General features: G+C 43.3%; 13 protein-coding genes and 1 pseudogene. 7 read left to right on the top strand and 7 right to left on the bottom strand.

Annotated elements, in window-relative coordinates; genetic code table 11:
• The 7 genes from VLN09_RS02170 to VLN09_RS02140 all read right to left on the bottom strand — a co-directional run.
• A partial coding sequence (locus tag VLN09_RS02170) for an AMP-binding protein (protein ID WP_325243578.1) occupies positions 1-1,253 on the bottom strand: 1,253 nt, incomplete at its 3' end.
• A 202-nt stretch (positions 1,254-1,455) separates the two neighbouring features.
• Entirely contained in the window at positions 1,456-1,659 is a 204-nt protein-coding gene (locus VLN09_RS02165) for a hypothetical protein (RefSeq protein ID WP_325243577.1), read from the bottom strand.
• A gap of 6 nt (positions 1,660-1,665) precedes the next feature.
• Positions 1,666-2,121, bottom strand: a complete 456-nt coding sequence (locus VLN09_RS02160; RefSeq protein ID WP_325243576.1) for a hypothetical protein — start codon at positions 2,119-2,121, stop codon at positions 1,666-1,668.
• A 167-nt stretch (positions 2,122-2,288) separates the two neighbouring features.
• Complete coding sequence (locus VLN09_RS02155) at positions 2,289-2,573, bottom strand: pyrimidine/purine nucleoside phosphorylase (protein WP_325243575.1); 285 nt, start codon at positions 2,571-2,573, stop codon at positions 2,289-2,291.
• 69 nt (positions 2,574-2,642) lie between these two features.
• Positions 2,643-3,738 (bottom strand): peptide chain release factor 2 gene (gene prfB, locus VLN09_RS02150; protein WP_325243574.1). Its coding sequence is split into 2 segments (ribosomal slippage): positions 2,643-3,665 and positions 3,667-3,738, totalling 1,095 coding nucleotides; the frame shifts between segments, so codons are not numbered across the junction.
• 94 nt (positions 3,739-3,832) lie between these two features.
• Complete coding sequence (locus VLN09_RS02145; RefSeq protein ID WP_325243573.1) at positions 3,833-4,540, bottom strand: HAD family hydrolase; 708 nt, start codon at positions 4,538-4,540, stop codon at positions 3,833-3,835.
• A 44-nt stretch (positions 4,541-4,584) separates the two neighbouring features.
• Positions 4,585-5,121 (bottom strand): gamma carbonic anhydrase family protein, encoded by a 537-nt coding sequence (locus VLN09_RS02140; RefSeq protein ID WP_325243572.1) that lies wholly within the window; start codon positions 5,119-5,121, stop codon positions 4,585-4,587.
• A 181-nt stretch (positions 5,122-5,302) separates the two neighbouring features.
• On the opposite strand from VLN09_RS02140, the gene VLN09_RS02135 reads away from it, so the two are divergent.
• From VLN09_RS02135 to VLN09_RS02105, 7 genes and pseudogenes are all read left to right on the top strand, one after another.
• A complete protein-coding gene (locus VLN09_RS02135; RefSeq protein ID WP_325243571.1) occupies positions 5,303-5,548 on the top strand; it encodes a hypothetical protein in 246 nt (81 codons plus the stop codon).
• Between the two features lie 317 nt (positions 5,549-5,865).
• Positions 5,866-7,098, top strand: a complete 1,233-nt coding sequence (gene carA, locus VLN09_RS02130) for a glutamine-hydrolyzing carbamoyl-phosphate synthase small subunit (RefSeq protein WP_325243570.1) — start codon at positions 5,866-5,868, stop codon at positions 7,096-7,098.
• 129 nt (positions 7,099-7,227) lie between these two features.
• Positions 7,228-10,497, top strand: coding sequence for a carbamoyl-phosphate synthase large subunit (carB, locus tag VLN09_RS02125; protein WP_325243569.1), 3,270 nt, complete (start codon positions 7,228-7,230; stop codon positions 10,495-10,497).
• A gap of 338 nt (positions 10,498-10,835) precedes the next feature.
• Positions 10,836-11,312: a transcription elongation factor GreA gene (gene greA, locus VLN09_RS02120; RefSeq protein WP_011513174.1), complete on the top strand. Its 477-nt coding sequence runs from the start codon at positions 10,836-10,838 to the stop codon at positions 11,310-11,312.
• A 366-nt stretch (positions 11,313-11,678) separates the two neighbouring features.
• Entirely contained in the window at positions 11,679-12,596 is a 918-nt protein-coding gene (locus tag VLN09_RS02115) for a hypothetical protein (protein WP_325243568.1), read from the top strand.
• A gap of 214 nt (positions 12,597-12,810) precedes the next feature.
• Positions 12,811-14,079: a putative DNA modification/repair radical SAM protein gene (locus VLN09_RS02110; protein ID WP_325243567.1), complete on the top strand. Its 1,269-nt coding sequence runs from the start codon at positions 12,811-12,813 to the stop codon at positions 14,077-14,079.
• Between the two features lie 55 nt (positions 14,080-14,134).
• A pseudogene (locus tag VLN09_RS02105) lies at positions 14,135-14,483 on the top strand (DNA metabolism protein); the annotation flags it as partial.

The raw sequence follows: 14,483 nt of genomic DNA, 5'->3' as shown, positions 1-14,483 counted from the left end.
GATTGACTGACCACTACTGCCAGTTCTCCTTGCTCGCCGTCAGGTAATATGTTCATATCACTATCTAACACAACGAGTGTATGCCCCGGTAGCGCCATACCCATCGAACCAACTGGGCACTCATGTTCTAACGCATGGTGCTCACAGCAGGTCATTCCCGTTTCGGTCTGCCCATACTGATCACAAACTTTACAGTTTAAGTAGGTCTCAACCCAGTTGACCACTTCGGTATTCAATGTCTCGCCTGCTGAATTGGCACAGCGCAGTGATAATTTAGCTGTTGTGTCATTGTGATCAGCTTCAAACACACCACTCGATTTCATCATACGAAATGCGGTTGGTGAAGACGCCAAATTGCTAATTTTATGGCGTACCATAAAGTCGCGGGTATTAGCAGCGTCAAAGCCAGACTCGTTAAAATACGTGGTAACACCCATCAATAGAGGTCCAGTAATCGCATAATATAACCCATACGCCCAGCCTGGATCTGCCATATTCCAATAGTTGTCATCCGCGCGCAGGTCAATCGCATAACGCATATATAGATAAAAAGCTGAGAGCGCGCTTAATGGCACACTAACGCCTTTTGATTTACCTACCGTACCTGAGGTAAACATCTGTAAAAATGGTGCATCGGTATTTAGCGATACTGGTTCTACAGTTTGCGACTGCTTTGATATCTTGTCAGCATAATTATCATCACCCCAGCTTTGCGTATCTACCTTGCTACCAACCAACACCATTTTGGTTTGCTTGGCCAAATCATCAAACTTGCCGCGATTATCTTGATTGGTAAAAACGACCTTGGTATTGGCTTTGTCCATTCGATACTTAATCGAGTCATAACCAAAAGCGGTAAATAACGGTTGATATACCGCCCCAATTCGCCAAGTAGCTAATACAATCGTGAGTAACTCAGGGGTACGCGGTAGCATAGTCGCCACTTGATCGCCAGCTTGCACGCCATAAGAAAGTAATAAATTAGCAACTTGTGCACTTGCTTTATCAAGCTCAGCAAAGCTCATACGTGTGACATTTCCAGCCGTATCTTCATGTACCAGTGCGATATTGTCACCGCGACCGTCACGCACATGACGACCACAGCACGCCATATAAGCATTCAAACGATCGTCTAAATGCTCTCCAAATATCTCTGTCAGTAATGCGTTCATATCAAAATTATGATAATAATCGCTATAGTTCGTTATTGTATTGACGGTATTTACTACAGTTTCTGCAGATGAGGTGTTCATAAGCTAATCCTTTAGCAATCGAGAGTCACTGACAAAGTTAGTGATTTATAAATCGTAAAACAGTCATATCCTATCAACTGTTTGCACATATTAATGTACGTATGCTCTATTAGTAACGCATTTTAATATTTATTTCAATACATAACGTATCATTTTTATATTAAAACCACCAGATTATTGTCGGAATTTTATTTTAAAGTGCTCAATAGCCACTTAAGAACTCAAGCAATGCTTTCTCCTCGCAGCTTTGATACTGCTTAGCACGTCCACGGCGCGCTTGCTTATAAGGCTCAAAAAACTGAGCTGCTAAAAACTGCTCGATAATAATAGGATTGATATAAGAGGCTCGGCATATCGTTGGTGTATTGCCCAACTCATCAGCGACACTTTTTACCATATCAGTCACCAGTTGCTAACGCTCTTTACTATTAGGCGCACTAGCTAAAATTGCTTTGCCAGATTTGGTTTTCAGCTCATCATAGAGATAGCTGGCCGCAAGCACACTTGCCATCCAAGTACGAAAGTCCTTTACACTGTACATCTTGCTTTCACAATCGTTACCGCAAGTATGACTTCGCAAATAATCATTGATATCCGCACTATCAACCACTTGCTTATTACCCTCTTCATCTAAATATTTAAATACTTGATAACCAGGTAGCTCAGAGCACGCTTGGATGATGTCAATCAAGCGCTCATCTTGCAGCTCTATATAATGCTCCTTAGCACTTTTACCGACAAAATCAAATGCCAGCTCAGTATCTGTTTCACTCACGTGCTTGCTGCGTAAAGTGCTCAAACCATAGCTTTTATTGAGCTTGGCATAGCGACTATTACCGATACGAATCAAGGTGGTCTCAAGCCACACGCTGCCTGTATGATACGCTTGCGAGCAAAACCGATATGATTCAATACCGCAAGAATTTATGATAGATATCCGCTTTTTTATAACGCGTTTAAGGTAAAAAAACAAAAAAAACGCCAAGCATTCAATACTTGGCGTTTTTATGAGTCATCTTAATCCAATCTAAAAAACTATTCACCATAAGTGCATAGATAAGCCGTTTCAACTTCTACTTTTACTTGAAATTTCTGATTGGCATCAACGGTAAATTGCTCACCAGCATTAAAGGTTTGCCACTCATTACTTTCTGGTAGCTTCACTGTCAATGCACCACTAACTACACTCATAGTTTCAAATTCACTGGTGCCAAATTCGTATTCACCAATCTCCATTACCCCAACGGTAGCAGGCTTGGTAGCTGTTTGAAAGGCGATAGAAGTCACTTTATTGTCAAAATAATTGTTAACGCTTGGCATAATTTTCCTTAATAAAAGGTTGGTTGATATTTCATAGCTATCTTTATATGCTAATTTTATAGTCTGGCTTTATAGACCTGCTTTTAGGCTTGCTTCGATAAATTGATCGAGGTCACCATCAAGCACCGCACCAGTGTTAAAGGTTTCAACGCCGGTACGCAAATCTTTGATACGTGAGTCATCAAGTACATACGAGCGAATTTGACTGCCCCAACCGACATCCGACTTACCATCTTCAACCGCTTGCTGCGACTCCATACGTTTTTGCATCTCAAGCTCATATAGCTTAGCTCGCAGCATCTTCATTGCCGTGGCTTTGTTACCATGTTGGCTACGTTCATTCTGACAAGTGACCACCACGCCACTTGGCTCATGGGTAATACGTACCGCAGAATCGGTAGTATTAACATGCTGACCACCTGCGCCAGATGAGCGATAAGTATCAATGCGCAAATCTGCCGGATTGATATCAATCTCGATATTATCATCAATCTCAGGCGACACAAATACGGCAGCAAATGAAGTATGACGACCATTATTACTGTCAAAGGGCGATTTACGTACTAAGCGATGGACGCCAATCTCAGTTCGTAGCCAACCAAAAGCATAATCGCCTTTAATCTCAATCGTTGCCGACTTGATACCAGCGACACCGCCAGCGGACACCTCAATAACATCCACTTTAAAGCCATGCGCTTCTGCCCAGCGCGTATACATACGCAGCAGCATCTCTGCCCAATCCTGCGCCTCTGTACCGCCACTGCCTGACTGGATATCCAAATAGCAATTATTCGGGTCCATCTCACCGCTAAACATCCTTCGAAACTCTAAATCTGCCACGCGCTTTTCAGCATTGTCTAATTCGGCTTGCACATCGGCAAGCAATGACTCATCGCCTTCCTCTACTGCAATCTCTAGCATCGTAGATGCATCTTCCAAGGTGGTTTCCAGCGAAACCACCACATCAATCACCCCATCAAGCTGACTTTTTTCTTTATTAATCTTGGTTGCGCGTTCTGGATCATTCCATAGCTCAGGGTTTTCCAGCTCTAAATTGACTTCTTCTAAGCGTTCTTGCTTACCATCAAAGTCAAAGATACCTCCGCAAGTCCTGCCCACGCTCAGATAAGTCTTTAATACGTTCTTGATACGGATTGATTTCCATAAGGGTTCCTGTGTGTTTTAAAAAATACGGTAGCGCTATTTTAAATGAGATTTAGGTGAAATGTTTGGCTAATTTTAGCCGCTATTTTCATCTTTTAAATTGACCAATCCTCAACCGCCCAGCGGTGTGCCAACGCATGGGCATGTAGCGCATCATCAGGCGACACACAAATAGCCATATCTGCCCACTCTAGTAATGGAATATCATTTTTGGAGTCTGAATACGCATAAGTCTTGTCAAAATTAATACCTGCCAGTTGCTGTTTGCCAATCCATTTGTCCAAATGATAAATCTTACCTTCTTTAAAATTTGGCTTATCGGTCAATTTACCCGTATAGCGCTCGTTTTTTATCTCAAGTGGCGTTGAAAGCACATTGCCGTCTTCAATCCCAAAGCGCTTAGCAATCGCCGAAACGACAAAGTCATTGGTCGCCGAAATAATCACCACATCGTGACCTGCTTCAACATGTTGACATAGGACTTCCATCGCTTTTGGGCGGATGTGCGGCTCAATCTCGCTTTTGATATAGTCTTCTCGCAGTTCATGCAATCTATCCATCGGTAGGCTACTTAAAAACTGTGCCACAAACTCGTTATATTCCGTCGCATCAAGCGTACCTTCGATATAGTCATTATAAAATTTCTGGTTGGCAGTACGATACTCCGCTTCATCGACAAGATTATGCTTGACGATATATTCGCCCCATAAATAGTCGCTATCGACATCGAGCAAGGTATGGTCTAAATCAAATAGTGCTAAGGTGCGTGAGACAGTCTGGCTGACAATGCTTGGCGTGCTCATAACAAAATACTCATGAAGGATAATAATAAAGGGTTTACAGTGACTTATTCTGGTTGTTCAATCTTTCTGAGACCAGTTTTAAATTTTTGACAACGCTCAGCATAATGTAGCGCTGACAATTTCATCATCAGTGCCTGCTCATCGGTCAATGTTTTCACCACTTTTGCAGGCGCGCCCATAACGAGCGAGTTATCTGGAATCTCTTTGCCTTCGGTGACCAGAGCTTTGGCACCGATGATGCAGTTTTTGCCTATTTTGGCATTGTTTAGGATGACCGCACCAATCCCAATCAAGCTATTATCGCCCACTTCGCAGCCATGCAACATTGCTAAATGACCAATGGTGACATGATTACCAATTTTCACTTCAATACCGGCATCGGTATGAATCACACTATTTTCTTGCACATTACTATAGTCACCGATATGGATACGTTCATTGTCACCACGTATCACGGCGCCAAACCAGACGCTTGCCTGATGACCTAAATATACATCACCAATGACTCGTGCTGAGTCTGCAACCCAACCACTAAAGGGTACAGCGAATGTAGGCACTTTGTCTAAATATTGATAAATCATACTCTATCCTTGATGGGTTTTTTTCAGTTGTTATTATTCATAAATGTAGTTGGCACAGATATCGGCTATAAAACTGACCTGGAAATATGTGAGCGCGTAATGTAGGAGCAAAAATATCGACAAGGCGGGCGATATTTTATCCTTCGCCATACCAGCAGTTGCTTACGGTAGCACTTATTATATGGATGATAAAGAGGGACGAGAGCAATTTTATTATTCATTTGCAACCAATGTTGCAGCCACTTATGCCCTAAAATCTGTGATTGATAAAGAGCGACCAAATGGTAGCGATGATAATGCTTATCCATCAGGTCATACCTCAAGAGCCTTTCAAGGTGCCAGCTTTATTCATAAACGCTATGGGCTAGAATATAATACCTCCTCACCACTACCTCTAGCCACAACTACTATGGCTACTTATAATTAAAGGTTAAGTAAGCGACATCTTAGATTTATTAGTCAAGCATCAGCTTAAGGTGCTAGCCCTTAACGCAAAACTCTAGTATAATGCGCAAAATCTGTGCCAAAGCGAGCTGACATGATGTAAGTTACTTATTCACCACTTAGTGAATCCTGTACCTTTTCATCTATGATGTCTTCTCGCTTTTTTGTGGAAAAAATTTGGCGCTGCCTCTTTTATTATGGTTATTTAGCCGCAGTTAAATACTAATAATCAAAAAAGCAGCGCTTTATTTTAACCAAAAAAACCAGCACAGCACTCACTAATAACAGCGGAGGCAACCCTTGAATTCATCGACAGAAATACAAGCAATTTTGGCACTAGCGGATGGTACGATTTTTCATGGTATTAGTATCGGTAGTCAAGGTCATCGTGTCGGTGAGGTGGTATTTAATACAGCCATGACAGGGTACCAAGAAATCCTAACGGATCCAAGCTACGCGCGTCAGCTCGTGACCCTCACCTACCCGCATATCGGTAATACCGGTACCAACGCTGAAGATGTCGAGTCTGGTAATGGCCATAAAGTGTGGGCAGATGGACTGATCATTCGTGATGCAACCATGGTCACCTCAAACTTCCGTAACTCAGAGTCACTGAGCGACTACCTACAAACTCACGATACTGTTGCCATCGCTGAGATTGACACCCGTCAATTGACCCGCCTATTACGTGATAAAGGCGCGCAAAACGGCTGTATTATGACGGCCTCTAATGGCAAGGATATCAGCAGTGAAGATGAGCAACAAGCTATCAAACTGGCGCAAGAGTTTGCTGGTATTGAAGGTATGGACTTGGCAAAAGAATGCTGTACTACAGAGAGCTTTGAGTGGACAGCAGGTAGCTGGGATTTATCAGATACTTTACTCAACCGCAACATCCCGGGCAGCCATGATAGCGGTACAGGCGGCTTCTTTAAGCATTTGGGCACCCATATTGAAGCAAAATATAACGTCGTCGCTTATGATTTTGGGACTAAAACCAATATCTTACGTATGCTGGTTGACCGTGGCTGTCATGTAACCGTCGTCCCAGCGCAAACGCCAATTAAAGACGTACTAGCGATGAATCCAGACGGTATTTTCTTATCAAATGGTCCTGGCGACCCTGCTGCTTGTGACTACGCTATTGACGCGGTACGCCATATTATTGAAGAAACCAATGTGCCAACCTTTGGTATTTGCCTAGGTCACCAGCTGATCGGTCTTGCCAGCGGCGCGAACACCATCAAAATGAAAACCGGTCATCATGGCGCTAACCATCCGGTTCAAGATTTGGCGACCGGTACCGTTATGATTACCAGTCAGAACCATGGTTTTGCGGTCGATGAAGACACACTACCAGAGAATGTTAAAGCTACTCATCGCTCATTATTCGATGGTACCAACCAAGGTATCGAGCTGACCAATAAGCCGGTATTTAGCTTCCAAGGTCACCCAGAAGCCAGCCCTGGTCCACATGACTGCGCGCCATTGTTTGATAAGTTTGCGGACATGATGGCAGCTGCTAAAGCTTAATGATGAAAGCATCAATAATGTGTTAGCAATGCGCCATTACGCTAGGCTTTTAAAATGCAGATTTCTTAGAAAAAGCTTTATCCAAATATAAATTACTTAAAATATCATATAACGAAGGTAGCCCTAACTATGCCAAAACGTACCGACATAAAAAGTATTCTTATCATTGGCGCAGGCCCTATCGTCATCGGTCAAGCGTGCGAGTTTGACTATTCAGGCGCTCAAGCTTGTAAAGCACTTAAAGAAGAAGGCTACCGCGTCATCTTGGTCAACTCAAACCCTGCGACCATCATGACTGACCCTACTATGGCCGATGCGACTTATATCGAGCCAATTACGTGGCAAACAGTTGAGCAAATCATTGCCAAAGAACGCCCTGATGCGATCTTGCCAACGATGGGCGGACAAACCGCTCTAAACTGTGCGTTAGAGTTGGATAAACATGGCGTATTGACCAAGTACAACTGCGAATTAATTGGCGCGACCAAAGACTCGATTGAGATGGCAGAAGACCGCAACTTATTTGATAAAGCAATGAAACGTATTGGCCTTGAATGTCCACGCGCTGAAACAGCTGAGACGATGGACGAAGCGTTTGCGACTCAAGAAAAAATGGGCTATCCCTGTATCATTCGTCCATCATTTACGATGGGTGGTTCAGGCGGCGGTATCGCTTATAATCGTGATGAATTTATCGAGATTTGCGAGCGCGGTTTTGATTTATCGCCAAACCATCAATTGCTTATCGATGAGTCACTGATCGGTTGGAAAGAGTATGAGATGGAAGTGGTTCGTGACAAAAACGACAACTGCATCATCATTTGTGCGATTGAAAACTTTGACCCGATGGGCGTACATACAGGCGACTCAATCACGGTTGCACCAGCACAAACCCTGACCGACAAAGAATATCAAATCATGCGTAATGCCTCATTAGCTGTACTGCGTGAGATTGGTGTTGAAACGGGCGGCTCAAACGTCCAGTTCGGTATCAACCCAGATACCGGTCGCATGGTCGTCATCGAGATGAACCCACGCGTCTCACGCTCATCAGCATTGGCATCAAAAGCCACGGGCTTCCCGATTGCAAAAATCGCAGCTAAATTAGCGATTGGTTATACGCTAGATGAATTGCAAAATGACATCACGGGCGGCAAAACACCAGCTAGCTTTGAACCTGCGCTTGATTATGTTGTGACCAAGATACCTCGTTTTAACTTTGAAAAGTTCCCACAAGCCGATAACGTGCTATCAACCCAGATGAAATCGGTTGGTGAAGTCATGGCAATTGGTCGTAACTTCCAAGAGTCGATGCAAAAAGCATTACGTGGTATGGAAACTGGCAATGATGGTTTCGATGAGCAAATTGACTTTGCTGCTATCAAAGACGGTAAGCTGAGCATTGAAAAAGCACGAAGCGAAATTACCAATCGCTTGACCATTCCAACGCCTGAGCGCATCTATTATATTGCGGATGCTTTCCGTATTGGCATGAGCGTCGATGACGTTTTCAAACTAACCAATATCGATCCATGGTTCTTGGTGCAAATTGAAGACATCGTCAAAACTGAAGCACAAGTTAAAGCGTTAGGCTTTGGCGGTTTAACTGAAAAGAACTTACGTAGCTTTAAGCGTAAAGGGTTATCAGACTTACGTTTGGCGAAGTTGCTTGGCGTCTCACAGAAGCAGCTACGTAAAAAGCGTTGGGACTTAAACGTCTATCCAGTTTATAAGCGCGTCGATACCTGCGCGGCAGAATTTGCCACCAGTACTGCTTATATGTATTCAACGTACGACAGCGAATGTGAAGCCAATCCAACGAATAACAAGAAAATCATGGTTATCGGTGGCGGTCCTAACCGTATTGGTCAAGGTATTGAATTTGACTATTGCTGTGTACACGCCGCACTTGCCATGCGAGAAGACGGTTATGAAACCATTATGGTTAACTGTAACCCTGAAACCGTTTCGACCGATTATGATACCTCTGACCGTCTCTACTTTGAGCCAATCACGCTTGAAGACGTACTTGAGATTGTCCGTATCGAAAATCCTGATGGCGTAATTGTGCAGTTTGGTGGTCAAACGCCATTGAAACTAGCCCGTGCCCTTGAAGCGGCTGGCGTCAAAATTATTGGTACTAGCCCTGATGCGATCGACCGTGCTGAAGACCGCGAACGCTTCCAGCATATGATTCAGCAGTTGAATCTTGTTCAACCAACCAATGCCTTAGCGACCAGCTTAGAAGATGGTTTGGTTAAAGCTAAAGACGTTGGCTATCCATTGGTAGTACGCCCATCTTATGTACTTGGTGGTCGTGCGATGGAAATCGTTTATAATGAAGACGAGCTAAGACATTACCTGCGTACTGCCGTACAAGCGTCAAATGAAGCGCCGGTACTACTAGACCGTTTCTTAGATGATGCTATCGAAGTCGATGTCGATTGTGTTAGCGACGGTACAGACGTCGTGATTGGCGGTATCATGCAGCATATCGAACAAGCAGGCGTGCACTCTGGTGACTCGGCCTGTTCATTGCCGCCTTACTCATTGTCTAAAGAGCTATGCGATGTGATGCGCGCACAAACCGTCGCCATGGCAAAAGAGCTTGGTGTTGTCGGCTTGATGAACGTTCAGTTCGCGGTAAAAGGTGAAACGGTTTACATCCTTGAGGTCAATCCTCGTGCAGCACGTACGGTGCCGTTTGTCTCTAAATGTATCGGTACTTCTTTAGCACAAATCGCAGCGCGCTGTATGGCTGGCACGTCGCTAAAAGACCAAGGCTTTACCACTGAAATCGTTCCTGCATTTTTTGCAGTCAAAGAAGCGGTCTTCCCGTTTGCTAAATTCCCTGGTGTTGATCCAATCTTGAGCCCTGAGATGAAATCAACCGGTGAAGTCATGGGCGTGGGTAAAACCTTTGGCGAAGCATTCTACAAAGCGGTTATCGGTAGTAATGAGCGTCTGCCAGGCCTACCAACTGAAGGCGAAAACAAAACGGTCTTTATCTCTGTACGTGATAGCGATAAAGAACAAATCGCTCCTATCGCTCGTCAGTTAGTTGATTTTGGTTTTAACATTGTGGCGACTACTGGTACTCAAAAAGTACTGAGCGACAATGGTATTGAGTGCAAACAAATCAATAAAGTTACCGAAGGTCGCCCGCATATCGTTGATGCCTTGAAAAATGGTAATATCGATATCATTATAAACACTACTGAAGGCAAGCAGGCACAAGAGGATTCATTCTCTATCCGTCGTAGCGCGCTACAAGGCAAAGTGTTCTACGTTACGACTTTAGGCGCAGCAGATGCGGTCTGTAAATCTTATGCCATTGATTTGCCTTTTGAGGTTTATAAATTGCAAGATTTACATGAGCAAGCAAAGTCTATTGTATAGCTCTATTGACTTGGCTGAATAATTTCAGTAGATTAAGCATAACCGTTAGGCTTGCCTAAGAGCTTATTTGAGCATGGTTCATCATTAATCACCGTAAACCATGCTTGAAATATAATTTAAATGATAGACCTAAAAAGCATAGTGGCTAAACTGCGACTATGCTTTTTATTACGTAAGCTTAAACGCCCAGATTATTGAATTGATATCAATGAATGATAGCGACCTGACTGGTTACGCCGTCTGAATCACTATTCTTTTTTTATTTTATACCCATTGTAACAACTCTGACACTATCTCTCTATGAGATGGTGCCCGTGTTATTGGTTTAAGGAAAAAACATGCAACGTTATCCCATGACTCCGCAAGGACATGCGGCTTTAGAAGCCGAATTAAAACAGTTAAAAAGCATTGACCGTCCACGCATCACCGCCTCTATCGCTGAAGCGCGCGAACACGGCGATTTAAAAGAAAATGCTGAATACCATGCTGCCCGTGAACAGCAAGGATTTTGTGAAGCCCGTATCCGTGACATCGAAGCCAAACTTGGCGGCGCACAAGTTATCGATCCTACGACGTTACCAAAAGATGGCCGTGTGATATTCGGCGTGAGCGTCGTTATCGAAAACATGGACACTGAAGAAGAAAAACAATACAAAATCGTTGGTGACGACGAAGCGGATTTTAAAGCGGGTAAAATCTCTGTTAACTCACCGATTGCGCGTGGTTTGATTGGTAAGTCTGAAGGCGATGAAGCGCGTATTGAAACCCCTAAAGGTGTGGTTGAATACGAAATTATGAAAGTCATCTATGATTAATCTAGCTGGCTTTTAGAGTGAGTCAAATAATAATTTTCTTAAGAAGTACATAAAGTAAATCGCACAAAAAGTCATTATTTATAGGAGAGCAGTTACACAACGCTGCTTTTCTACCTAACTCGTTTTAGCGCATAATTGTTGAGTTGAGATTGTTGAGCGCTTGCTTGGCAACTAATTAAAATAATGACGGATAAATCGGCATTTTGATAGGATGGTTTGATAGATAGCTTGTCTCGTTAGGCTGTTTATCATAAGTACTACTACCCTCGTTATTTGAGCTGCCCTGTAGCGTCAATTAACGGGGGTTTTTTTATCTAAGCGTTCCCCATTTTTGTGTTACTTATTATCATTTTAAAGGACTTTATTATGACCACCACTATTAATCGCTCATCAGTTGTGATGCAAAAAACAGCTATATTCACGGCAGTATCCGCACTGTTGGCAGGCACTGTTATGGCTATGTCTGCTGCCAATGCCGCTACTGAAGTGACCATCCTACCCTCTGCCGGTGGTAGTACCACTGTGGTTGAGCAGTATTCTGATGGTAAAACGGCTGTCATCACCGCTACGCCTAACAGCATTGGTATGCAAGATGGCATGCCTTTTGCTGTGACGCAGGTGACTAATGTACCGCGCTACGTGGTTCGCCAAGGCACTATTAATACTGTCGTCACTCAAGGTAGTGCGACTGTCACTAGTGTACCGGTGACTAACCAAATCACCAATCAAAGCAGCCGTGTTGATGTCATCGCGGTGCCCACCAGCACTGTCACCCAAGTATTACCGACGACTCAAATACTGCCTATTACCACAGCGAATCAGTTACCAGTGATAAATACGTCAGTGATCACTACCCCTGTGACAACAATTACCTCTATAGATGCCTTACAGCTCAAACCAACTTTTAGTACGCCTGATGTGGTCAATGCTCAAACCAAGGTCATGAAAATCCTCAAAAATAGTGATGGACGTGAAGTTGCAGTACCGGCTAACCATATCGCGCCTGGTGATGTCATTGAATATCATACCGTCTATACTAATACCACAGCGCAGCCGGTGACTGATATCAATGCCATGGTTTCTTTACCAAGTGGCATCAGAATGGTGTCATTGAACAGTCCATTACCAACGCTTGCGACCACTGGTGGTGACAGTTATCAAACCATTCAGCAAGTTGGCAATACGGTCATCGTTAAAGAAAATTACTCTGGTCTTAAATGGAATTTGGTAAATCTTAATCCAAATGCCGCACAGACTGTTGTGATACGCGCTAAAGTTCAATAAATACAGCAGTAGAATTAAAATATTAAAACTTGATAAATGTTAAATCTTATAAAGGGTCTTGTTTGCTAGTTCTCTAGTTGGCAAGACCTTTTTTTGTGGAAGTAATGAGCGACATCAGCTGTCGTCTATTGTTATTATTTCACTCATAAATACAATGACTTACCGCTAATTTTGCTAAAATAGTCTTTCATTACTGACATGGTAAATACCGCTTATGGCAACCATCAATTATGAACGACTGCAAGGTAAGCTCAATATCTTAGCGGATGCTGCTAAGTATGATGTCTCTTGCTCTTCCTCCGCTGGTACGCGCAAAAATCAAGGCGGTGGTCTTGGTGATGCTTCAGCAACCGGTATTTGTCACAGCTATACTGAAGATGGTCGCTGCGTCAGCCTGCTTAAAATTCTCTTAACCAATCACTGTATTTATGATTGTGCTTATTGCACCTCGCGCAAAAGCAATGACACCCCGCGTGCCGCTTTTAGTGTCGAAGAAGTGGTCGATTTGACCATGCAGTTTTATCGTCGTAATTATATCGAAGGCCTGTTTCTTAGCTCAGGTATTTTTAAAAGTGGCGACTATACGATGGAGCGACTGGTCGAAGTTGCTAAGATACTGCGTACCCGTGAGCGTTTTAATGGGTATATCCATTTAAAAACGATTCCTGGTGCGTCAAAAGAATTGCTATTAGAAGCTGGGTTATATGCTGATCGCTTAAGCGTTAATATTGAAATTCCGACTAAATCAGGATTGGCATTGCTTGCACCAGAAAAATCTCATGAGCAATTAAAAGCACCGATGGAGACGGTCAAAGAAGAAATCATCACCATTCGTGAGAGCCGTAAAACGCATAAAAAAGCGCCGAAATTTGTGCCCGCAGGTCAAACCAGTCAAATGATTGTTGGCGCGAGTAACGAGACCGATTTGCAAGTGATTCAGCTATCAAGCCATTTTTATAAACAATATGATCTTAAGCGGGTTTACTATTCTGGCTATGTGCCAATGTTATCTGATAGTCGCCTGCCAGCTATTGGTACGCCTGTGCCGATGATACGCGAAAATCGTCTCTATCAAGCCGATTGGCTCATGCGTTTTTATGGCTTTGGCGCGCACGAAATCGTTGAGCCGGACTCGCCATTTTTAGATTTGGACTGCGACCCAAAGCTAGCTTGGGCAATCCGCCACCGAGAGCATTTTCCAGTCAACATTCAAACCGCAAGCTATGAGATGATTGTACGTATCCCCGGTATCGGTACAAAAACAGCCAAGAAAATAGTCAAAGCACGCAAGTTCAATCAACTAACACTTCATCATCTGAAGAAAATGGGCGCGGCGGTCAATCGCGCCAAATACTTTATCGCAACGACTGGTAAAAATGAGCATCTTGCCCATTTAACCCGTGATAACTTTCGCCAATATGTACTGGCACAAACACAGACCAAATTTAAAGATCAACGCAGTGGGCAGTTGGCTTTGTTTTAAATAGCAAAATTATTAATAATTTAGCCACTATCATAAAGTTATCTTAGGATAAATAATGTCGCAATTACTGTCAGAACTTGCTAGAAATCAAACCTATGAGCTGGGGCAATTGACACCCAGTATTGTGCTTTATGAGCCAAGTTTTGAAGGGTGGCTCAGTGCGGTATTTTACGTCTATGCCAACCGGTTACAACAGGATATGTCGCTACAGCTTATCGCACAGGACTCTTATATGCCGTCATTACTTTCTCATGCAACCAGTGTAGAGACTGATACCAACCATGCTGAGCGAGTACTCACGAAGTTGAATCAACTCCTAGGTCGCTTGGGTATGCGCAATTTACTTTGGGGATTTTTGTCAGAAAAAGACAATATCGGTAGCACATTGTTTCAAGTAGTCAAAT

It is taken from the genome of Psychrobacter sp. (assembly GCF_035469765.1).
GTDB lineage: Bacteria > Pseudomonadota > Gammaproteobacteria > Pseudomonadales > Moraxellaceae > Psychrobacter.
The sequence above is the reverse complement of the archived record's forward strand: the minus strand, read 5'-3'. Positions and strand labels throughout refer to the sequence as shown.

Excerpts from the sequence above, each read along its gene's own strand:
- VLN09_RS02155 (WP_325243575.1), bottom strand. The coding sequence starts at position 2,573 with ATGCCAAGCGTTAACAATTATTTTGACAATAAAGTGACTTCTATCGCC.
- VLN09_RS02145 (WP_325243573.1), bottom strand. The coding sequence starts at position 4,540 with ATGAGCACGCCAAGCATTGTCAGCCAGACTGTCTCACGCACCTTAGCA.
- VLN09_RS02140 (WP_325243572.1), bottom strand. The coding sequence starts at position 5,121 with ATGATTTATCAATATTTAGACAAAGTGCCTACATTCGCTGTACCCTTT.
- VLN09_RS02135 (WP_325243571.1), top strand. The coding sequence starts at position 5,303 with ATGGATGATAAAGAGGGACGAGAGCAATTTTATTATTCATTTGCAACC.
- carB (WP_325243569.1), top strand. The coding sequence starts at position 7,228 with ATGCCAAAACGTACCGACATAAAAAGTATTCTTATCATTGGCGCAGGC.
- greA (WP_011513174.1), top strand. The coding sequence starts at position 10,836 with ATGCAACGTTATCCCATGACTCCGCAAGGACATGCGGCTTTAGAAGCC.
- VLN09_RS02115 (WP_325243568.1), top strand. The coding sequence starts at position 11,679 with ATGACCACCACTATTAATCGCTCATCAGTTGTGATGCAAAAAACAGCT.
- VLN09_RS02110 (WP_325243567.1), top strand. The coding sequence starts at position 12,811 with ATGGCAACCATCAATTATGAACGACTGCAAGGTAAGCTCAATATCTTA.